A 20,470-nucleotide genomic window follows, 5' to 3' on the forward strand; every position below is an offset into this window, starting at 1 on the left:
ATGAGGTGGTTCACCAGCCCAGTTCGTTCGCGGTGGTCTCGGCGATCGCGGGAGAGCAGGTCATGCCGCGCCCACCGGGCCCGGTGACCAGCCACACCCCCTCGCGCACCTGCTCCCGGTGCACGACCCGCCCGGGGTCGGCGCACTGCGCGTACACCCCCGCCCAGCGGCGGCGGATCCTCGGCAGCGGCCGGCCGAGGAAGCCCTCGACGACCTCCGTCAGATGGTCGTAGGGGTCCTCGACCGTGTCGAAGGCGAACGGGTGCTCGTACTCATGGGTGTCGCCGATGGTCAGCCCGCCGTCCGCGCGCTGCACCATCAGCAGCTGCATCCGGTGGGCGGCGGCGGTCGGCGCCTGGGGCTGCCCGGCGCCGAGAAGGTCCAGGGCCTCGCCGCGGTAGGCGGGGTAGTAGCGGAAACTGTCGGCGTCGGCGACCGGGGCGGGGAGGGCGTCGCCCAGCGGGTCGGTCTGCATCATCTGGAGCCGTACGCGGCGCACGGGCAGGTCGGGGGCCAGCTCCTTCACCAGCCCGCCGAGCCAGGCGCCGGTGCAGAGCACCACGGCGTCCGCGCGGTGCACCTCGCCGTGGTCGTCGCGGACCGTCCCGGGTCCGGTGGCCTCGCGGACCTCACGGCCCGGCAGGAAGGTGTAGTTCGGGGACTTCGACAGCTCCTCGCGCAGGGCGACCTGGGCGGTGCGGGGTTCGACGGCGGCGTCGCGCTCGCAGTACAGGGCCGCCTCGAAGCTGCCGCGCAGGGCGGGGTTCACGGTGCGCGCCTCGGCCGCGGTGAGCAGCTTGTAGCCGCGTGCCACCGCGTCCGGGCGGGCCAGGGCGGCCTCGGCGACGGCTCGTTCGAGGTCGGTGCGCAGGAGGGTCAGCGAGCCGGCGGCGCGGAAGCCGAGCGCGGGCACGCGGCCCCCGATCTCCTCCCACAGCTCCCGGGCCCGCAGGGCGGTCTCCAGTTCCTCGCCGCCCGCGCGGCCGCTCACCCAGATGAGCCCGAAGTTGCGCAACGAGGCTCCGCGGGCCTCGGCCTCACGCTCGATCTGTACGACCTCGTGGCCGCGCTTCACTGCCTGCCAGGCGTGCATGGTGCCCACCACGCCGGCTCCTACGACTGTCACTCTCACAACGGCCACGCTCCTCGGGGTCGGGAAACCGGAAAGGTCCGGTCGGCAACCGAATGGTGAACCGCCCTACAAGTTTGGGCTAGACCCGTTATCTTTCCGTTATGAGAAAGGGCGGGCCAGCAGGCCCGCCCAGGCCGCTCGCTTCCCGCCCGGTCCTTGTCCCAGGCGGTCGCTTGTCCGGCCGCCCGGTCCTTCAGCCGCTCGGTGAGCCGCCTGATCGCTTGTCCGGCCGCCCGGTCCCTCGAGTCAGCCGCCGGGTCGCTTGGCCCAGGCGGTCGGTCGTTTGCCTCAGCCGCCCAGATGGGCCGTGAAGGAGAACCGGTCCCCCCGGTACAGCGTCCGCACCCGCTCCAGCGGCCGCCCCTCGGTGTCCCGCGAGACACGGTGGATCAGCAGCATCGGCAGGGCCGGCGGCGTGCCGATGAGCAGGGCCTCGCGCGGGGCGGCGAGCACGGTCTCGATGCGCTCGTCGGCGTCGCCGAAGGTGATGCCCTGCTCATGGAGGAAGCCGTAGAAGGAGGAGTCGGGGTCGAAGTCGGTGTCGAGCCGGGGGACCCGCGCCACCGCCACATAGGTGCTCTCCAGCCCCATCCGCTCGTCGTCGGCGAGGAGCACACGCTCCATGTGCCAGACCGGTTCACCGCTGGTGAAACCGGTCTCGGCAGCCAGGGTGTCGTTGCAGGGGAAGCGGTCGAGGGTGATGAGGCTACGGCCCGGGGTGCGGCCCTGTCTGCGGACCCCCTCGGTGTAGCTGGCCAGGGACAGCGGCTGCTCCAGTTTAGGCCCGGCGACCACCGTACCCCGCCCCTGCCGCCGCAGCCTGCCCTCGAGGAGCAGATCGCGCAGTGCCTGCCGTACGGTCTCGCGGGCCACGTCGTACCGCTCGGAGAGGTCGCGTTCGGTGGGCAGCAGCCCGCCCTCGCCCAACTCCGCCACGAGCGCGGCGATCTGCGCCTTCACCGCGTAGTACTTGGGGATGCGGCCGTGCTCGGGAATGCCGGAGCGGACGGGGGCGCCGGGGTCCTGGTCGTTCGGGTAGTCCACAAGGTGATCGTCGCAGACCGGTCCTACGGCCCCGGGCGGCGGGCGGCAGGTGTCAGCGGCGCCTGCGGGCCATCACGAGGGACCCGCCCGCGACCAGCAGACCGACCGCGGCCATCGCCAGTCCACCGACGAACTTGACGAGGTCGCGCTGCGGTGTCGGCGCGGCGGTGGTGGTGAGCGCCTTGGCGGTAGCGGTCAGCCGGGGAGCCGGGGACTTGGCCTCCGGCCCCTTCGCCCCGGACCGGGGCGAATGCCCCTTGTCCGACTGCCCGGCCGCGGCGTCCGGGCGATCGGACGCCTTGCCGCCCTGGTGGGGCACCTTGCCGCCGGCGCCGGTCGCCTTGCCCTTCGGGGCGCTCGACGAGTCGGAGTGTCGGCTCTCCTTCCCCGACGGATCGGTCGATTTCCCCGTCGGGTCGGCCGATTTGGCCGTCGGCTCGGGCGATTTCCCCGTCGGGTCGGTCGCCTTGCCCGTCGGCTCGGGCGTCTGGCTCGTGGGTTCGGCGGCGGCGCTGCTCCCGGCCTCGATCTGGAACCAGTAGTCGTCCGACTCGCCGGCCCAGTCCCCGTAGTCGCCCTTCTTCTGCGCGACCGCGGCCTTGGCCACGACATCGTTCGGCTCGGCCTTGTCGGTGATCGCGAGCCGCACCTTCACGGCAAGCGTCCGGCGCGGGGCCACCGTGAAACCGCGGAACCCGTCGTCGAAGGCGCCGACCAACTCCCGCCGGTCGGTACGGGTGAAGGTCACCTTGTGCCAGCGGTCGCCCCCGTAGAACTCCAGCTTGGGCTCGGTTTTCCTCAGCGTGCGCCGGCTGTCGACCAGGACGACCACCGGGTGGATGTTCTTGCAGGACTCCGCGGTCGTGTTGTCGAGGTCGATGAACCAGGTCTGGTCGTCGCCCCCGGGCTTGTAGCTGCCGGGGCCGCCATGGATGCGGGTGGTGATCGGGAAGGCGTGGCCGGCCCTGCCGGAGCAGCCGAGTTGCTCCTCGGCGACGAGCGCGGCGGCGGGCGCCTGCCTGAGGAGGAGGACGGCGGCGAGCGCGCAGGGCAGGAACAGAGACAGTCGAGAAGACGGAGACAGTCGCATGAACATATGAGCTTCCATGGAGGGCGCCCTGCGGGGCGCGCCACGCCTGGAGAGCGGCACTCGGCGAGGGCAAGTCCCCCCGATCAGCGCAGTGGGCCCACTTTTTCGACGGGTGTGGCCCGCTCCCTTCTCCGAGCCGGTGGCGCGCCCGCGCTACCCGGGCCGGAGTGGTCCCCGGCTCCCCGCCAGGGTGTCTCCCCCAGCTCCCCGTCCGGGGGCCGTCCCCGGCCTCCGGACGGGACGTCCCCGGCTCCCCGCCCCTGCGTCTCCCTCAACTCCCCGCCAGGGCGTCTCTCCCCCGGCCTCCCGGCGGGAACCGTCCCCAGCTCCCCGCCCCTGCGTCTCCCTCAACTCCCCGTCAGGGCGTCTCTCCCCCGGCCTCCCGGCGGGAACCGTCCCCAGCTTCCCGCCCCGGTGCCCCCGGCTCCCCGGCCCGGTGCCCCCGGCTCCCCGGCCGGGGGCCGTCCCCACCTCCCCGCCCGCGAATCTGCGCCTGCCCCCGCCCGGGTGCCCTCCCCGCGCTCCCCGGCCGAGAACCGTCCCCCGCCCCCGCCCGGGAGTCTCCCCTCGCTCCCGCCCGATTGCCGACCCGTGCCTTCCGCCCCGTGTCAGCCCTCCGCGCGCCCGAACAGCGGCGCGAGCAGCAGTTGGGCCGCGCCCTCCGCCACCCCGCGCGCCCCGCCGGGAGCGAGGCGCACCGGGGCGCCCGCGGTCGCGCCCTCGCGCCGGGCACGTGCGTCGAGGACGGCGCTCACTCCGCCCACGAAGGACTCCGGGTGCGCGGCGACGGTACGGCCGCCGAGCAGCACCAGGTCGATGTCGAGCAGCCTGGCCAGGTTCGCCGCGCCCGCGCCGAGGACCCGCGCCGCCTCGGCCACATCGCCCCGCGCGACGGCGGCCAGGCACAGCGCCTCGATACAGCCCCGGTCACCGCAGTCGCAGGGCGGCCCGTCCAACCGGATGACCTGGTGCCCGAACTCGCCGGCCCCGGTCCGCGCGCCACGGTGCACCACCCCGCCGATGACCAGCCCGGCCCCGAGTCCGGTCCCCAGGTGCAGGTAGGCGAACGACGCGGACACGGCCTCGGCCGCCCCGCCCAGGGCGAGCCCGAGCGCCGCGGCGTTGGTGTCCTTGTCGACGACGACGGGGATCCCGAGCCGCCGCGCCAGCGCGTCCCGCAGCGGGAATCCGTCCCACTCGGGGAACCCGGTGACCCGGTGCAGCACACCGTGCCGATGGTCGAGAGGGCCGGGGAGCGCCACACCGACACCGAGGACGGGAAGGGGGGCGGGAGCCGGAGCGGTGCCGGGCGCACCGGCGGGAGCCTTCGTGACGCCGTCCGCCCCCGGCGCCCGCACGGCCCCGGCGAGCAGGGCCTCCACCTCCCGGGCGGCCCCCTCCACCACGGCCTCCCGCCCGGCGCCCAAGTCCAGCGGAGTACGCCGATCCGCGATCACCGTGCCCGTCAGGTCGCAGAGCACGGCCCTCAGTTCGTCCCGGTCCAGGTGCAGGCCCACCGCGTGTCCGGCGTCCGGCACCAGCCGTAGCACCGTCCGCGGCTTGCCGCCGGTGGAGGCGCGACGGCCCGCCTCCACCGCGAGGCCGTCCGCGCGCAGCCGGGCAGTGATCTTGCTGACGGCCTGAGGGGTCAGCCCGGTCCGCTCCGCCAGTTCCAGCCGGCTGATCCCGGCCTCCCCCGCGGTGCGCAGCAGATCCAGTACGAGCGCCGCGTTGTGGCTGCGCAGCCCCAGCAGGTTCACTCCGCCCGCCACGGTTCCCCCGACCCCATGCCTGCCTCCGCCCGATCCCGCATACGTCGTGTCCACCTCCCCATTCTCCCTGGCGCTTGCACTTTGGCAACAGCGTTGCGAAAGTAGAGCCATGACTGCCACAGCCCCTGGTACTGACACCCCCCTCCGCGTGGGCCTCGTCGGCTTCGGCCTCGCGGGCTCCGTCTTCCACGCCCCGCTGATCGCCGCCACCGAGGGCCTGGCCCTCGACACCGTGGTCACCTCGAACCCCGAGCGGCAGAAGGAGGCCCGCGCCGAGTACCCGGACGTGCGCATCGCCTCCTCCGCCGACGAGCTGTGGCCCCGGGCCGGGGAACTGGACCTGATCGTCATCGCCTCCCCGAACAAGACGCACGTCCCGATCGCCACGGCCGCCCTGAAGGCGGGCCTGCCGGTCGTGGTCGACAAGCCGATCGCGGGCACGGCGGCCGAGGCACGCGCGCTGGCGGCCCTCGCCGAGGAGCGCGGCCTGCTGCTCTCCGTCTTCCAGAACCGCCGCTGGGACAACGACTTCCTGACTCTCCGGGCGCTGCTGGCCGAGGGCGAACTGGGCGACGTATGGCGCTTCGAGTCCCGCTTCGAGCGCTGGCGCCCGCAGCCCAAGGGAGGCTGGCGCGAGTCCGGTGACCCCACAGAGATCGGAGGTCTGCTCTACGACCTGGGCAGCCACGTCGTCGACCAGGCGCTCGTCCTCTTCGGCCCCGCCGCCTCCGTGTACGCCGAGGCGGACATCCGCCGCCCGGGCGCGCAGACGGACGACGACACGTTCATCGCGCTGACGCACACCAGCGGTGTCCGCTCCCACCTGTATGTCTCCGCGACGGCGGCCCAGCTCGGCCCCCGCTTCCGCGTCCTCGGCTCCGAGGCGGGCTATGTGAAGTACGGCCTGGACCCGCAGGAGGCGGCCCTGCGCGACGGCCTGCGCCCCGGCCCGGAGTGGGGCCGGGAGCCCGAGTCCCTCTGGGGCCGCATCGGTGCCGGCGAGTCTCCGCTGACCGGCGGCGGCCGCCCCGTACCGACCCTTCCCGGCGACTATCCGGCGTACTACGCGGCCGTCGCGAGGGCACTGCGCGAGGGCGGCCCCAACCCGGTCACCGCGCACGAGGCGGCCGCGGCCCTCGATGTCCTGGAGGCGGCCGGGCGTTCGGCCCGCGAGGGTGTGGCGGTGACGCTGTGACGACGACCGCTCCCGAAATTCCCGAACTCGAAGCGCAGGAGCGGCGTCTGACGCTCCCTCACTTCACCTACGACGAAGCGTGGGCGCTCGGCACTCTGCTGGTGGAGCTGGCACGGGCCCGCAGCGCGCCCGTCGCGATCGACATCCGCCGGGGCGGCCAGCAGCTCTTCCACGCGGCGCTGCCGGGCTCCACGCCGGACAACGACGCCTGGATCGACCGCAAGCGCCGCGTGGTCGAGCGCTACGGCTGCTCCTCCCTGCTGGTCGGCACCCGCTTCCGCGCCAAGGGCACGACGTTCGAGGAGTCCTCCCGCCTCGACCCGGACGTGTACGCGGCGCACGGCGGCGCGTTCCCGATCGCGGTGCAGGGCGCGGGCGTGATCGGCACGGTGGTGGTGTCGGGCCTGCCGCAGCTGGAGGACCACGCGTTGGTGGTCGAGGCGCTGGAGAGGTTCAAGGAGTCCCGCTAAGGACGCGGGACGGTGGCATCGTGCGGCCCGCCGCGTGGACGCGAACGCCCGTGCGGCGGCCGCCCGTTCCCGCGGTTCCCCGGCGGTTGCCGCGCTGCCTCTACGCGTCCTTCAACTCCTGTCGCTGCCGCCCCAGTCCGTCGATCTCCAGCTCCACCACGTCCCCGGCCCGCAGATACGGCTTGGGCTCCGGCCGCCCCAGGGCCACCCCCGCCGGCGTCCCGGTGTTGATGACGTCACCCGGGTACAGCGTCATGAACCGGCTGACGTACCGCACCACTTCGGCGACGGGGAAGATCTGCTCCGCGGTGGACCCGTCCTGTTTCAGCTCCCCGTTGACCCAGAGCCTCAGGCCGAGGTTCTGGGGATCGGGGACCTCGTCCGCGGTCACCAGCCATGGCCCGAGCGGGTTGAACGTCTCGCAGTTCTTGCCCTTGTCCCAGGTCCCGCCGCGTTCGATCTGGAACTCGCGCTCGGAGACGTCGTGCGCCACCGCGTACCCGGCGATGTGCGCGAGCGCCTCCTCCCGCGACGCCAGATAGCGGGCCGTACGCCCGATGACGACCGCGAGTTCGACCTCCCAGTCGGTCCGGGTGGACCCGCGCGGCACGAGCACGGTGTCATGGGGCCCGACCACCGTGTCCGGCGCCTTGAGGAAGATCACCGGCTCGGCGGGCGGTTCGGCCCCGGTCTCGCGGGCGTGGTCGTGGTAGTTCAGGCCGATGCAGACGACCTTGCCGACGCGGGCGAGCGGCGGCCCGATGCGCAGTCCGTCCGCGTCCATCGCCGGCAGCTCGCCCGACTCGGCGGCCACGCGGATGCGGGCGAGTGCCGCGTCGTCGGCGAGCAGCGGCCCGTCGATGTCGGCGACGAGTCCCGACAGATCCCGCAGGGTCCCCCCGGCGTCCAGCAGCGCGGGCCGCTCCCTTCCCGCCGTACCGACTCGCAGCAGCTTCACGGTCACCCTCTCCCTCGGTCGCGGCAGCCCCGCCGATGGGTGCGACCTGAGTGCGGCCGGGGGCGCAGCCATCGGAGGACTGGTTGATCCTCCAAGCTCCGCGTGCAGTCCGCAATACCCCGTTCACGGACTGGACCGCCCGGTCGACCACCCTCAGAGGTGGTCCCGCCGCCCGCGCTCGGCAGAAGTCCCGCCGCCCGCCCGCGCTCAGCGGTACAGCACCACCCGCCCGCCCGCGCTCAGCGGTACAGCACCACCCGCCCGCCCGCGCTCAGCGGTACAGCACCACCCGCTCGACCGCGCTCCACGTCGTACTGGTGACCACGTACAGCGCGGCGGCCAGCGGCACCACCGCCACGGTGACCAGGGTGAAGAAGGACAGGAACGGCATGACCTTGGTGACCGCGCCGAGCCCGGGCACCTGCTCGCCCGCCCCACCCGGTACCGCGCTCAGGGCCCTCGTCCGCCTCGTACGCCGGACGGTGAAGGCGGCGACGGCCGCGACGCACGCGAACAGACCGAGGTAGACGAGTCCGGCCGGCCCGAAGAGCCCGCCGTGGCCCAGCGCGTCCGCCCAGCGGTCGCCGAGCGGCGCGCCGAACAGCGTATGGGAGAGCAGGTCGTTCGCCTCGCCGCCGATCGTGGTGCTGGAGAACAGGTGGTAGAGGAGGAAGAAGGCGGGCAGTTGGAGCAGGCTCGGCAGCAGGCCCGAGAACGGGCTCACTCGTTCCCGCTCATGCAGCGCGAGAACCGCTCCGCTGGAGCCCCTCGGGATCCTTCGCGTGCCTCCTGCGCAGCTCGGCGATCTCCGGTTGCAGCTTGGCGCGGGCCTGCTGCCCGTGCGCCGCGGCCCGGGACAGGGGGTGGACGAGGAGTCGTACGAGCGCGGTGAACAGGATGATCGCGGCGGCCGCCGCGGAGGCGTGGAAGAGCGGCTGGAGCAGATCCGCGAGCCGTTCGACCAGGCCGGCGAACACGGACGTGAACGTGGACATGGGTGAGCCCTCCAGGGGTCTCGTCGTGCCGGGCGGAAGGGAGGTGTCGGCATGACGACCCGCGCGGGGTCACACATCCGCGCATGCGCGCATGGAAACGAGGAGAAGCGAAGAAGTGTGGGCCCTACGCGGCGGTCGCCGCAAGGGCATGCCCCGGTGCCCGCGGGCGGCTGCGGCCCGGGGCGTCGGGGTCCCGTTGCGGCAGGAAGGCGGTGCGGTGCTCTCGGTCACGCAGGGCCGTGCGCACCCGCGTCGGCGGCACGGCGGGCACGCTGCGGGCGGCGATCAGCGCGCAGGCGGCGAGCGCGGAGCCGGCCGCGGCGGTCGCGGCGAAGGCGACGGCGGCGGGCAGGCTCCCGGTGTCGAGCACCGCGACCTCGAGGAGCAGGACGAGCAGCACCGCGGCGGGGCACGGGTTCATCCACCTGCGGATCATCAACGCCCCTCCCCTCACACCCGCCACCCGCGCAAACTCGACTTACACAGGCTCTTACTTGCTCCGCCTTATTGCTTATTCCGCCTCGATCTCGATCGGCTGAAGCAGCCTCCTCGGCTTGAGCATCATCCGGCTGATCGGATCGGCCGGGTTCGGGTCGACTCCGGGTCCCGGCACCATGACGACGTCCGAGACGGGCACGACGGTTCCGCAGTCGGGACATTCCCCGTACGGACCCAGTTCGCGTTCCGTCCCGCAGGTCGCGTGCCGGAAGAGGCGCAGCTGGACCGCGGTGAAGTGGTCACGCCCCCACAGGCCGAGCGCGCGCAGGGTGGGCCACAGGCCAAGACCGCGGTCGGTGAGGACGTACTCGTCCCTCGGCGGGGATTCCTGGTAGCGGCGCTTCTCGAGGACCCCCTCGGCGGTGAGGGTCTGAAGACGGGCCGCGAGGACGGCGCGCGGGATGCCGAGGTGGACAAGGAAGTCGTTGTAACGACGTACGCCGTAGAACGCGTCGCGCACGACGAGCAGCGTCCAGCGCTCGCCCACGACCTCCAGTGCCCGGGCGATCGAGCACTCCTGTGTCGCGTAGTCCTTGCCGAGAGCCATGGTTCCACTGTAGCCACGCCTCCCTCGTCAGTTCAATGACCGAATCGACTTTGCCCGGCCTTGATTCAATGACCGAACCTGCGCTGCTACGGTCAGGACGATGGAAGGTTCAATGACCGAACCGACCGCTCGACCGGCCCTCACCTGGAAGCGCAGACCATGCCCCAGCTGGAAAGCACCACCACGACCCTCACCGCCCCCGCCTCCGCCCTCGTGGTCGAGAAGACCCCGCGGGCCGCCCTCACCCTCGCCCTGACCAGCGCGGCCACGGCCATGGCGCTGATGATCTACACCGCCCCTTCGGTCACGCTCCCCGACACCGTCACCGCCCTGCACACCCCGGTCTCCGCCCAGGCCTGGCTGCTCAACGGCACCCCGCTGGGCCTGGCGGCACTGCTCCTGGTGGCCGGCAGCCTCGCCGACGACTACGGCCGCCGCCGGATCTTCGTGGCCGGCACGGTCGCCCTCGGCCTCACCACCGTTCTCGGCGCCCTCACCACCTCGACCTGGCTGTTCACGCTGTCCCGCGTCGCCCAGGGCGCCGCCAGCGCGGCCGTCCTCGCCAGCAGCCTCGGCCTGCTGGTGCACGCCTATCCGAGCGCGCGCGGCCGGCTGCACGCGACCGGTGTGTGGGGCGCGTTCGTCAGCGGCGGCATCGCGGTCGGTCCCGTGGTCGCCGGGGCGATGCCCTCCTGGCGGTCCACCTACGGCGTCCTCGGCGCCGGGGCTCTGGTGATCGCGGCCCTGTCGACACGCGGCCTGTCGGAGTCCCGCGCACCCCGCGAGGGCCGCCCGGACCTCGCGGGGGCGGCCGTCTTCAGCCTCGCCCTCGTCTCCCTGGTGGCCGCACTGACCCTGGGCCGGGACGGCTGGCTGAGGACCCCGGTGCTTCTGCTGTTCGCGGCGGCCGTGGTCCTGGTCCTGGGCTTCGCCCTGATCGAGCACCGCACCCGTACCCCGATGATCGACCTCACCCTGCTGCGCCGCCCGCGCTTCCTCGGCTCCGCGGCGGCCGGACTCTTCACGGGCATCGCGGTGATCGGCCTGTTCAGCTTCCTGCCGGCCCTGCTCCAGCGGACGCTCGGCCTCTCGCCGATGCAAACGGCCTGGCTGTTCCTGATCTGGTCCGGGCTGTCCTTCCTCGTCGCCCTCCAGGCGAAGCGACTGGCGGGCCGCGTCTCCTCCCGCCACCAACTCGCCCTCGGCTTCGGCCTGCACGCCGTCGCCGTCGTGACCATGCTCGGCGCGATAGGCGCCCACACCTGGTTGCGCATGCTGCCCGGCCTGGTCGTCGGTGGCGTGGGCAGCGGACTGCTCAACGCCGCCCTTCCGCTGGTCGCCGTGGAATCGGTCCCCGCCGCACGGGCGGCGATGGGCTCGGGCGCCCAGCAGACGTTCCGCTACATCGGCTCCTGCGCGGGCGTGGCCCTCACCATCGCCCTGGTCACCTCGGGCGGCGCACCGGCGCACGGCGCGAACATCGCCTTGATCGTCTCGGCTGTCCTGGCCGTGGTGGGAGCGGCCGGTGTGCTGGCCCTGCGGGAGCGGACCGCCTGAGAAGGGATCCGAGAGGGATGGAAGGGGCCCGGGAAGGCACTTGAGAAACGGGAAACGACCCGAAAAGGAACCCGCGGAACGAGGGGCGCGTTCGTTGTCGAACGCGTCCCCCGCCGGCGGATCGGGTGGAGACCCCGGCACGGCACCGGCTGACGCACCGTCCGGCCCGCGACCACCGCCGGCCACTGCCCGCTCCACGCCCACGGCGACGCGCCCCCGGCACCGGCCGCGACACCGCCACGGCTCCACCGGACCTCTCCTGACCGGTGGTCACTCGCCCCCGCGGCCGGTCCCGGCCGTGTCCTCCGCCGGGTGCCCGGTCCGGCCGACCGTCAGAGACCAGCGCACGGCCGAGGGCGCCTCGACGGACACCGTGCCGCCGCGGTCCGCGCCCCTCAGCGCCATCTCGTTGCAGATGCTGTTGACCCGGCCGGCCCGGCACTCCAGGGGGAAGGAGGCCCCCACGGACCGCACCGCGACGTAGAGGCTCCCCCGGCCCTCACACCGTACGGCGACGACGAGTGCGTCGCCCTTTCCGCCCTTGCCGAACCCGATGCTCGCGCTGCCGTTGGTCGGGCCCTGGCGGCCCGCGACGGTGTCCCCGCCGTCCAGCCGCGGCGCCGTGAGCACGGACCGTTCGGTGCGGTCGGTCACGGTCACCCTCACCTCACCGCGCTCGGGCGAACTCGTGGAGGGCCCCGGCCGGCTGGGGAGTTGCCGGACCGGAACAGGCCGCTGCCCGGTCGGTGCCGGTCCCCGTCCGGCGTCGGAGAGACCGTGCGCGCAGGCGACAAGCGGAAGCAGCACCGCCGCAGAGACAAGGCCCAGCCCCAAGGGAACGCCGCGCAACACGCCGACTCCACGAGCGCTACGAGACATGTCCGACCTCCCTGAGGACCCAGGCGATCGCCCCGGTCGAGCCCTTGACGCCGTCGACGTCGATACGAACGGGCCCGTGCGGAGTGAACCGTTGCCACACCACCGACCGGTCACAGGGCACACCGGCCTCCGTACCGGCGCCCGCCGGTGTGAACACCACCCGCGCACTGCCCCGTCCGACGCATACCAGGTCGAGCCGGTAGGCCCTGCCCCGCCGGAGCAACGGCTCGGTGGATGCCGTCGGCGACACGCTCCGTCCCGGCCTCGACCATCGCCCCGCCACCGAAGCCGCCCAGGACGGCCTGAGCCTGCTCACCGGGCTGCTTCTGCCCCTGCTCCTCCTGCCCCTCCTGGTCCTCCTGGTCCTCCTGGTCCTCCTGGTCCTCACCGAGCTTCTGCCCGGGTGGCCGGGCAGCCGCCCGATGGGCACCGGCACTCGGCGACGCCGCGCCGGACCCGGCGGCCTCACGACCCTCGGATGCCGTGCACGAGACGAGCAGAAGCGCCGACGCCGTCACGGCACCTCCGGCGATCCAGGCCCGCGGGCGCGCAGTGGTCGTCCTCGTAGAACCCATGACCGGTTCCCCCATGCGTCCGGTGCGTCCGGAGTCCCGGGAACCGTACTGCCGGCCGTCGTTGCCGCCGGCCCTTCTGAGCAAGACGTGAGGTTCCCGCGCGGAGCACCACGAACGAACGCCCACCTCGACTGTTCGACATCCCGTACGGCAAACGACCTGCCGAAGCGAAAGCCCCTCCGGGGCCCTCTACGCCAGGAACAGGGGCCCTCTACGCCAGGAACAACCGGGGAGTGAACTTCGTGACGGTGGAGGCGTTCGACGAACCGTCCTCCGCCTGGTGGACCGCGACCGGCGCCCAGGAGGGTTGCCATTGCCGCGTCCGTGCAGTCGGCCATACCGCAAGCGGCGGGGGCGGTGCAGACGCTCCAGGCGGACGGAGTGGTGGGGTAACCCGGCGAGCGCGGCCTTAGGAAAACCCTTGACCACCCCTGGCCTGGGAATCTCTCTCCATTGTCGGTCGTCGGCAGTACGGTGTTCCCCATGCGCCCCGACACGCCTGCCGAGAACGTCGACCACAACGCCGAAGCAGCACGCCTGGAGCGGAGTGCCGGCCTGTACCCCGAGGACGCGGAGCACCTGCTGCTCCAGGCCGCGGCCCACCGGGAACTGGGCGGTGACCGCCCCGCCGCGACCGCGCTGTACGACCGCCTGCTGTCGTCGTCGGCGCCCCTGGAGAACCCCCACCTGGTCCGTGCCCTGAAGGCGTCGAACCTGTGGGAGTACGACCACGAGGCGGAGGCCCGGGCGATCATCGACGGAATCCGCGCGTCCGCCCCCCGCAACCCGGCGCCCTGGGTGATCGTCGCGGAGTCGCTGGAGGCGCACGACGAGTTGGAGGCGGCGGAGGCGACGTTCACGCAGGGGCTGCGGCTCCTGCTCGGTGACACGGCGGAGCCCCCGCAGTCCACGCACCCCCTCCTCTACGGCCGCCACCGGGTTCGCCGCATGCTGGGCGCGGCCCACGACGAGTGGGACACGCTGGCCGACACCCTCCACTCCTCCCCGGTGTCCCTGGACGAGCTCCACGACCCGAAGCGGATCTGGTCCCTGGGCTCGGACAACCCGGCGGAGCTCCAGGCCGAGATCGGCCGCCTGCGGGCAGAGCTGGGCGCGTACCGGGAGGCCCTGTCCCGCCCGTTCCCGGTCGCGGTCCTGCACTGGCCGGCCCCCGAGCTCCAGGAGCTGGTGTCGGCCTACCCGTCGCTGGCCACCGAGTACTCCTCCCTCACGGAGCACCAGGCGACAATAGAGCGCTCCCTGAGGGAACTGGCCGCCTCGGGCACCCCGAACCTGGGCATCGTGACGGGCACGGTCCCGTCCTACGAGGCCTTCGCGGCATCGGAGGGCACCACCCCGGAGGACACGGCCCTCCTCCCCCAGTACGCGACGACCCTGGCAGCCCGCGGCCGGGCGGCGGCTTGGCCGCCGGAGCGGGGCGGGGTGTGTTGGTGCGGGTCGGAGCGGGTTTACGAGGGGTGTCACGGCCTAGAGGCGTAAGCCCCCGACCAACCTCCCTCACAGGGCACTCGATGGTCAGTGCCTGCTGCTAGAACAGATCCGAATCGGCGCGAGAGATCGCGTGCGAGGGTCTACGAGGGGGCGAAGGAGCAGTCGTGATGGAGCCGGGGGACGTGACGCAACCCGTCGCGGGCGTCTATGAGCAGCTCTTGACCGAGAACCTACGGCAGCACATAGAGGGGCTGGAAGCGGCGGGCTGGAAGGCGATCGACGCCGAGGTCAGCGAGGAGTCGACCCCTCATGTGCTGGCCAGATACATCGGTGCTGCCGTGGGGCACCGGCTGAGTCTGATGCCGCACAAGGACCAGGTGGCGGCCGCCAACCAGATCATGCGGTCGCTGGCTGCCAGTGCCCCCGACCTGGATGCGGAGGCCCTCGGCTCCATCGTCGAGGGACCACGGCAACTGCTCGCTCTCGCCCAGCAAGAGGCGCCCGGTGCCTACGCGATCCGCCCTCTGACGCCACTGTCGGAAACGGCGTTGATCACCAATGCGCCGGACGACCCCAACCTGGGTGCCGAACTGCGTGCCGAACTCGCCACGGCCGACCACATCGACCTGCTGTGCGCGTTCGTGAAGTGGCATGGGATACGGGTGCTTGAGGACGCACTGCGCGCGGCGAAGGAACGAAACGTCCCCATCCGCGTTATTACGACCACGTACATCGGCGCCACCGATCGGTATGCACTGGACCGCCTGGTCCGGGAGTTCAACGCCACGGTAAAGATCAACTACGAGATCCGGTCGACGCGTCTCCATGCGAAGGCCTGGCTCTTCCGCCGGAAAACCGGCTTCGACACGGCGTACGTGGGCAGCTCCAACCTGTCGAAGGCCGCGCTGCTCGACGGTCTGGAGTGGAACGTACGGCTGTCGTCCGTCGCCACCCCCAGGGTTGTCGATAAGTTCGAGGCAACATTCGACGCATACTGGGACGATCCCGCCTTCGAAGCGTACGACCCCGACAACGACGGGGCGCGCCTCGCTGACGCGTTGGCCCAGGCGGGCGGCAAGGGATCGGGCGACGAGCTAAAGATCAATATCTCTGGGCTCGAAGTGCGGCCCTTCCCGCACCAGCGGGACATGCTGGAGCGCCTACGAGTCGAGCGTGAGATCCGGGGCCATCACGAGAATCTCCTTGTCGCGGCGACCGGAACGGGCAAGACCGTCATGGCGGCCCTGGACTACCGCACTCTGCGTGACCAGCGCGGTGGAGAGCTGCCCCGGCTGCTCTTCGTCGCTCACCGCAAAGAGATCCTGAGGCAGTCCCTGCGCACATATCAGGAGGTACTCGGCGACGCCTCCTTTGGTGAGCTGCTCTACAACGGGCAAGAACCCCGCGAATGGACGCATGTCTTCGCCAGCGTCCAATCTCTCAACCTCCAGAGGCTGGATCAGCTCGATCCGGGTCACTTCGACGTCATCGTCATCGACGAGTTCCACCACGCCACGGCGAACACATACCGCCGAGTCCTGGAGCACTTCACTCCGGCCGAGTTGCTCGGTCTCACGGCGACGCCGGAGAGGATGGACGGGCGCAATGTGCAGGACGAGTTCTTCGGCGGCCGGATCGCCGCCGAGATGCGGCTCTGGGAAGCCCTCGAGAACGATCTGCTGTGCCCTTTCCACTACTTCGGCATCCCAGACGGGACTGACCTCTCCCAGCTCGACTGGCGAGCGGGTTCCTACGACCGAGACGAGCTGGCCAACCTCTACACGGCCAGCCACGCCCGGGCTCTCATCGTCATCAAGCAAGTCAGGGACAAGATCTCCAACCCCGCGGCGATGCGCGCCTTGGGTTTCTGTGTGTCCAAGAAGCACGCCCACTTCATGGCGGAACGCTTCCGCGAGGTGGGATTCCAGGCCACCGCACTCGACAGCGACTCGACTCCCGCCGAGCGCGAACGCACGCTGAACGACCTCAAGGCCGGCCGGATCCAGGTGATCTTCTCCGTTGACCTGTTCAACGAGGGCCTGGACATCCCGGACGTCGACACCCTGCTCCTGCTGCGCCCCACGAACAGTGCGACCGTCTTCCTCCAGCAGTTGGGACGCGGGCTGCGCCGTACACCGAACAAGCCAGTACTGACCGTGCTGGACTTCATTGGCCAGCACCGGGCGGAGTTCCGCTTCGAGGAACAGTTCCGGGCCCTGACCAACCTTTCCCGCAACCGCCTAGTCGACAGCATCGAGCACGACTTTCCCCACCTGCCCTCCGGCTGCCAGATCCTCCTGGAGGGCAAGTCCAAGGACCTCGTACTCGACAACATCCGTACGCAGCTCAACGCCACGATCAACACACTGGCGAAGGAGGTCAGGGACTACACCACGCCCAGGCTGGCCGCGTACCTCCACGAGAGCAGACGGGAGATCAAGGAGCTCTACAAGAACAAGAACTCCTGGACCGCGGTTTTGCGCAGAGCCGGGCTTGTCACGGAAGCAGAGGTGCCGGGCGAGGAGGACCTCCTCAAGCGTGTTCATGCCTTCCTTCACGTGGACGATCCCGAGCGGGCTCACGCTTATCTGCGCCTCCTCGCAGACGACGCCCCCGATTACGACGCGCTCTCGCCCACCGGCCAGGTATACGGGCGCATGCTGTTCTTCAACCTGTGGGACAAGGCTGGTGGCTTTTCCAGCTACCGCGAAGGCCTGGAGTCGCTGCGCGCCCACCACGTCTTCCGCGATGAGTTGCAGCAGGTCCTGTCGTATGTTCTTGATCGGACCGACCACTTCCCCATCCCGCTGGACGGACCTCTGAGCCACCTCCCGCTTAAGATCCACAGCACTTACAACCGCTCCGAGATCCTCGCGGCCCTCGGAGTGGCGCGACTGGGCGGCCAGATGCCCGGAGTCTTCAGTCAAGGAGTGACCTGGGTCGAGGAAATCAAGACCGACGCTCTTCTCATCACCCTGGAGAAGAACGAGCGGGACTTCTCACCCACTGTCCGCTACAAGGACTACGCGCTCACCCAAACCCGGTTCCACTGGGAGTCGCAAGGCACGACGCCCGAGAACTCCCCGACGGGCCTGCGCTATCAGCACCATGCGGACGAGGGCAGCCACGTTCTGCTCTTCCTGCGCCGCTACAAGAACAACAGCATCGGCAAGTCCGAACCTTGGATGCTCCTGGGACCGGCCACCTACAAGTCCCACACCGGCAGCAAGCCGATGGCGATCACCTGGGAGCTCCAGCATGAGCTTCCGGCCGATGTATGGACGTACTCGGCTATCGCCGCCAGGTGACGACGGTCCTCCCGGCCCGTGGGAAGAAGGTCACCGGGTTGTGGCCGTGGTGACCGTTGCCCAGCACTGACGGAGTGGAACGGCGGGATGTGACAGTCAGGGCAGGCAGTTGGGCGTGACGGGTCAGGGGCCGTCCAAGGCGAGGGCCCAGTCTTCAGGGGGCGAGGGGCCGGTCCCCGGCGGGGTCCGGCCCCTCGTTCCCGGGGTCAGGCCGCCCGCGTCAGGAGTTCCGCCTTGCCGAACAGCAGGGCGTAGCCGGTGGGGAGTTGGGCGAGGAGGCGCGTGGTGAGGTCGTCGCCCACCAGTGCGGGCAGGGTGGTGAGGACCGCGCTCACATCCCAGCGCGCCGTCGCACGGGTGGCTCCCTGGATGTGGGTCGCGACCGCGTCCACGAACTCGGGGGCGGTCAGCGGGCGCGTCACCGGGATCTGCGACGCGATCAGACGCGCCGCCTCCTCGGGCAGCCGACGGGCCAGTTCCACGCGCTCGTCTCCGACCACATGGCCGCCGAGGGCGCAGAGCACGAGGCGTGTGATGCGCTCGGCTTCGTCCGTGGTCGTGTACTGGCCGGACTCTCTGACCGCCTCGATCAGACGGGGCCAGTCCGCGCGGGGCGCGCTCGTGGCCGGCTCGTCGGCGGGCGGCAGCAGGCCCTTCGCGGCCGTCGTCAGTTCGTCTGCCGCCGCCTGGAACTCGTCGTGCGCGGTCGGTTCCCTGGTCGTGGCCAGGTCACCGGTCGCCCCCGTGCCGCCGATCGTGCTCGTCGCCGCCGCGCTCGTCGTGATCGTACTCATCGTGCGGGTACTCCTCCGTTTTTCCATTCCCCACCCGGTCCAGCTCCGGGTACCCCGAATGCCGCGCCCGTCCCATGAGATTTCGCACGTGTGGGACGGGCGCGTCTCGGCGGCTGTCAGCCGGTGATCTGCTGGGGCCGGTCGCCGCCCGTGATCTCGATGCGGCGCGGCTTGGCCTCCTCGGCGACGGGGATGCGGAGGGTCAGGACGCCGGCGTTGTACGAGGCGTCGATGCGCTCCGTGTCCAGGGTGTCGCCCAGGAACAGCTGGCGGGTGAAGGTTCCGGCGGGGCGCTCGGCCACGACCATCTCGGCGCCTTCGGGGGCCGGGGACCGGCGTTCGGCGCGGACGTTGAGGACGTGGCGTTCGACGTCCAGTTCGATCGTCTCCGGGTCGATGCCGGGGAGGTCGAAGTGGACGACGAACTCGTCACCGACACGGTAGGCGTCCATCTGCATCGCCGCGGGGCGGGTCGCGGAACCGAAGACCTGCTGCGTGAGTCGGTCGAGTTCACGGAACGGGTCGGTACGCATGAGCATCACGGGTCACTCCCTTCCTGAGGCACTGGGTGCGATGCCCTACGGCTTCTTATATAGCGCGGAGGCAGAAAGTTGACAAGCTTCGGCTCAAGTTCACCACCGGGACCTGGTGTCGGTGGCGCCTGTCCGCGGAGTTAGCCTCATGACGCCGGGCGCGCGGCACTGAGCGTGGCCGCGGGTCCGGTCCGAGAACGTACGGCGGAAGGCGGCAGACAGCGATGGCGGAGGTTCCTACGGCCCTGGTGGCCGCGAGTGGGCTCGTCGGCGGGTACGGAGTCGCCCGCTGGAGCAAGAAGCGGCAGCTCGGCGGGGCCGTGCTGGCGGTCGCGGGGGCCACGGCCGCGCAGCGGTGGCGGCGGCAGGCCGGGGGCCCGGCGGCCGGGGCGCTGACGGCCGCGTATGTCGCCGCGTTCGCCGGGTCGCATCCGCTGGCCAAGAAGGTGGGCGCCTGGCCCGCGGTGTTCGGGGTGGCGGGTGCCGTGGCCCTGGCGTCGTGGGCCGTGGCGGACCGGCGGAGCCAGTCCCTGGACCGGCGGAGCTAATCCCTGGACCGGCGAAGCCAGTCCCTGGACCGGCGAAGCCAGTCCCTGGACCGGCGAAGCCAGTCCCTGGACCGGCGAAGCCAGTCCCTGGACCGGCGGCGCTACGGCAGGACGCCGTCGGGCCGTCGGGCCGCCGCGCTGCCGTCCGGCCCCCGCGCTCCCCGAAAGGCCCTCCGGTAGGCGTACGGGCTCGTGCCGACCACCCGTTTGAAACGGTCCCGGAAGGCCGTCGGGGAGCCGAAGCCGGCCTGGGTCGCGATGCGTTCGACGGGGTACGACGTGGTCTCCAGGAGGTACTGGGCGCGCCGGATGCGCGCCCGGTGCAGCCATTGCAGGGGCGTGGTGCCGGCCTGTTCGCGAAAGCGGCGGTTCAGGGTGCGGGCGCTCATGCCTGCGCGGGCCGCGATGTCGTCCAGGGTGAGGTCCCGGTCGGCGTTCTCCTCCAGCCAGCGCAGCAGCGGCTCCAGGGTGTTCCCGGCGGGGGCCGGCGGCCGGGCGTGGACGATGAACTGGGCCTGGCCGCCTTCCCGTTCGAGCGGCATCACCGACAGCCGGGCCGCGTCCGCCGCGACCGCCGAGCCATGGTCCTTGCGGATCATGTGCAGACACAGGTCGAGCGCCGCCGCCGCGCCCGCCGAGGTGAGGAACTGGCCCTCGTCGACGTAGAGCACATCCGGGTCGACGGTCACCTCCGGGTGGCGCTCGGCGAGCAGCGGTGCCGCGACCCAGTGCGTGGTCGCCCGCCGCCCGTCCAGCAGGCCCGTCGCCGCGAGCACGAAGGCGCCCGCACACACGGAGGCGATGCGGGTGCCGCCCGCCGCGGCCGCGCACAGGGCCTCCTTGACGCCCGCCGGCAGCGGCAGGGCCGGGGTCGCCGTGCCCGGCAGGATGATCGTGTCGGCCTCCGCCAGCGCCTGAAGCCCGTACGGCGCCCGGATCCGGAACGCCCCCGCGTCCACCTCCTCCTGCGGTGCGCAGATCCGCACCCGGTACGCGGAGCGCCCATCGGGCAGCCGGGTGCGCGAGAAGACCTCGATCGGGGCCGAGAGGTCGAAGGGGATCACCTGGTCCAGAGCCAGGACCGCCACGGTGTGCATGGCGAGAGGGTAGGGGTGCAACGGGT

At 71.7% G+C, this 20,470-nt stretch carries 18 protein-coding genes and 1 pseudogene; 6 read left to right on the forward strand and 13 right to left on the reverse strand.

Annotated features, from left to right (window positions below):
* Nucleotides 1-10: 10 nt before the first annotated feature.
* From ACIP94_RS05630 to ACIP94_RS05645, 4 genes are all read right to left on the reverse strand, one after another.
* Nucleotides 11-1,132, reverse strand: a complete 1,122-nt coding sequence (locus ACIP94_RS05630; protein ID WP_402419927.1) for a TIGR03364 family FAD-dependent oxidoreductase — start codon at nucleotides 1,130-1,132, stop codon at nucleotides 11-13.
* A 288-nt stretch (nucleotides 1,133-1,420) separates the two neighbouring features.
* Complete coding sequence (locus ACIP94_RS05635; protein ID WP_402419930.1) at nucleotides 1,421-2,176, reverse strand: GntR family transcriptional regulator; 756 nt, start codon at nucleotides 2,174-2,176, stop codon at nucleotides 1,421-1,423.
* A 52-nt stretch (nucleotides 2,177-2,228) separates the two neighbouring features.
* Nucleotides 2,229-3,272: a hypothetical protein gene (locus tag ACIP94_RS05640; protein WP_402419933.1), complete on the reverse strand. Its 1,044-nt coding sequence runs from the start codon at nucleotides 3,270-3,272 to the stop codon at nucleotides 2,229-2,231.
* 602 nt (nucleotides 3,273-3,874) lie between these two features.
* Entirely contained in the window at nucleotides 3,875-5,092 is a 1,218-nt protein-coding gene (locus ACIP94_RS05645) for an ROK family protein (protein ID WP_402419935.1), read from the reverse strand.
* Between the two features lie 55 nt (nucleotides 5,093-5,147).
* On the opposite strand from ACIP94_RS05645, the gene ACIP94_RS05650 reads away from it, so the two are divergent.
* Complete coding sequence (locus tag ACIP94_RS05650; protein WP_402419937.1) at nucleotides 5,148-6,233, forward strand: Gfo/Idh/MocA family oxidoreductase; 1,086 nt, start codon at nucleotides 5,148-5,150, stop codon at nucleotides 6,231-6,233.
* Complete coding sequence (locus ACIP94_RS05655) at nucleotides 6,230-6,703, forward strand: heme-degrading domain-containing protein (RefSeq protein WP_402419940.1); 474 nt, start codon at nucleotides 6,230-6,232, stop codon at nucleotides 6,701-6,703. Before ACIP94_RS05650 ends, ACIP94_RS05655 begins: the two co-directional genes overlap by 4 nt.
* Before the next feature lie 100 nt (nucleotides 6,704-6,803).
* Here the strand turns inward: ACIP94_RS05655 and ACIP94_RS05660 are convergent, their stop codons facing one another.
* From ACIP94_RS05660 to ACIP94_RS05675, 4 genes and pseudogenes are all read right to left on the reverse strand, one after another.
* Nucleotides 6,804-7,661: a fumarylacetoacetate hydrolase family protein gene (locus ACIP94_RS05660; RefSeq protein ID WP_402419943.1), complete on the reverse strand. Its 858-nt coding sequence runs from the start codon at nucleotides 7,659-7,661 to the stop codon at nucleotides 6,804-6,806.
* Nucleotides 7,662-7,932: 271 nt separating this feature from the next.
* Nucleotides 7,933-8,656 (reverse strand): annotated as a pseudogene (locus tag ACIP94_RS05665) (YidC/Oxa1 family membrane protein insertase).
* Nucleotides 8,657-8,780: 124 nt separating this feature from the next.
* Complete coding sequence (locus ACIP94_RS05670; protein WP_402419946.1) at nucleotides 8,781-9,092, reverse strand: DUF6412 domain-containing protein; 312 nt, start codon at nucleotides 9,090-9,092, stop codon at nucleotides 8,781-8,783.
* Between the two features lie 75 nt (nucleotides 9,093-9,167).
* On the reverse strand, nucleotides 9,168-9,701 hold the full coding sequence (locus ACIP94_RS05675; RefSeq protein WP_402419949.1) for a winged helix-turn-helix transcriptional regulator: 534 nt from the start codon (nucleotides 9,699-9,701) through the stop codon (nucleotides 9,168-9,170).
* A 159-nt stretch (nucleotides 9,702-9,860) separates the two neighbouring features.
* Between ACIP94_RS05675 and ACIP94_RS05680 the strand changes: the two genes are divergently transcribed.
* A complete protein-coding gene (locus ACIP94_RS05680) occupies nucleotides 9,861-11,258 on the forward strand; it encodes an MFS transporter (protein WP_402419951.1) in 1,398 nt (465 codons plus the stop codon).
* Between the two features lie 270 nt (nucleotides 11,259-11,528).
* On the opposite strand, the gene ACIP94_RS05685 is transcribed toward ACIP94_RS05680, so the two are convergent.
* Nucleotides 11,529-11,912, reverse strand: a complete 384-nt coding sequence (locus ACIP94_RS05685) for a hypothetical protein (RefSeq protein WP_402419954.1) — start codon at nucleotides 11,910-11,912, stop codon at nucleotides 11,529-11,531.
* A gap of 214 nt (nucleotides 11,913-12,126) precedes the next feature.
* The gene (locus tag ACIP94_RS05690) at nucleotides 12,127-12,387 is read right to left on the reverse strand and encodes a hypothetical protein (RefSeq protein ID WP_402419956.1); all 261 of its coding nucleotides are present in this window, start codon (nucleotides 12,385-12,387) and stop codon (nucleotides 12,127-12,129) included.
* 808 nt (nucleotides 12,388-13,195) lie between these two features.
* On the opposite strand from ACIP94_RS05690, the gene ACIP94_RS05695 reads away from it, so the two are divergent.
* Nucleotides 13,196-14,212 carry a hypothetical protein gene (locus ACIP94_RS05695; protein ID WP_402419959.1) on the forward strand — a complete coding sequence of 339 codons (1,017 nt, stop codon included), beginning with the start codon at nucleotides 13,196-13,198 and terminating at the stop codon, nucleotides 14,210-14,212.
* Between the two features lie 119 nt (nucleotides 14,213-14,331).
* Nucleotides 14,332-17,472: a DUF3427 domain-containing protein gene (locus tag ACIP94_RS05700; protein ID WP_402420398.1), complete on the forward strand. Its 3,141-nt coding sequence runs from the start codon at nucleotides 14,332-14,334 to the stop codon at nucleotides 17,470-17,472.
* 206 nt (nucleotides 17,473-17,678) lie between these two features.
* Here the strand turns inward: ACIP94_RS05700 and ACIP94_RS05705 are convergent, their stop codons facing one another.
* Together ACIP94_RS05705 and ACIP94_RS05710 are read right to left on the reverse strand one after the other, a co-directional pair.
* A complete protein-coding gene (locus tag ACIP94_RS05705) occupies nucleotides 17,679-18,266 on the reverse strand; it encodes a DUF2267 domain-containing protein (RefSeq protein ID WP_402419962.1) in 588 nt (195 codons plus the stop codon).
* A gap of 116 nt (nucleotides 18,267-18,382) precedes the next feature.
* Nucleotides 18,383-18,805 carry an Hsp20/alpha crystallin family protein gene (locus ACIP94_RS05710; protein ID WP_402420401.1) on the reverse strand — a complete coding sequence of 141 codons (423 nt, stop codon included), beginning with the start codon at nucleotides 18,803-18,805 and terminating at the stop codon, nucleotides 18,383-18,385.
* A 218-nt stretch (nucleotides 18,806-19,023) separates the two neighbouring features.
* Here ACIP94_RS05710 and ACIP94_RS05715 point away from each other — a divergent pair, with 218 nt between their 5' ends.
* The gene (locus ACIP94_RS05715) at nucleotides 19,024-19,347 is read left to right on the forward strand and encodes a hypothetical protein (protein ID WP_402419964.1); all 324 of its coding nucleotides are present in this window, start codon (nucleotides 19,024-19,026) and stop codon (nucleotides 19,345-19,347) included.
* Nucleotides 19,348-19,448: 101 nt separating this feature from the next.
* Here ACIP94_RS05715 and ACIP94_RS05720 read toward each other — a convergent pair whose 3' ends face one another.
* On the reverse strand, nucleotides 19,449-20,444 hold the full coding sequence (locus ACIP94_RS05720; protein ID WP_402419967.1) for a GlxA family transcriptional regulator: 996 nt from the start codon (nucleotides 20,442-20,444) through the stop codon (nucleotides 19,449-19,451).
* Between the last annotated feature and the right edge of the window lie 26 nt (nucleotides 20,445-20,470).

It is taken from the genome of Streptomyces sp. NPDC093261, from assembly GCF_044753645.1.
Lineage (GTDB): Bacteria > Actinomycetota > Actinomycetes > Streptomycetales > Streptomycetaceae > Streptomyces.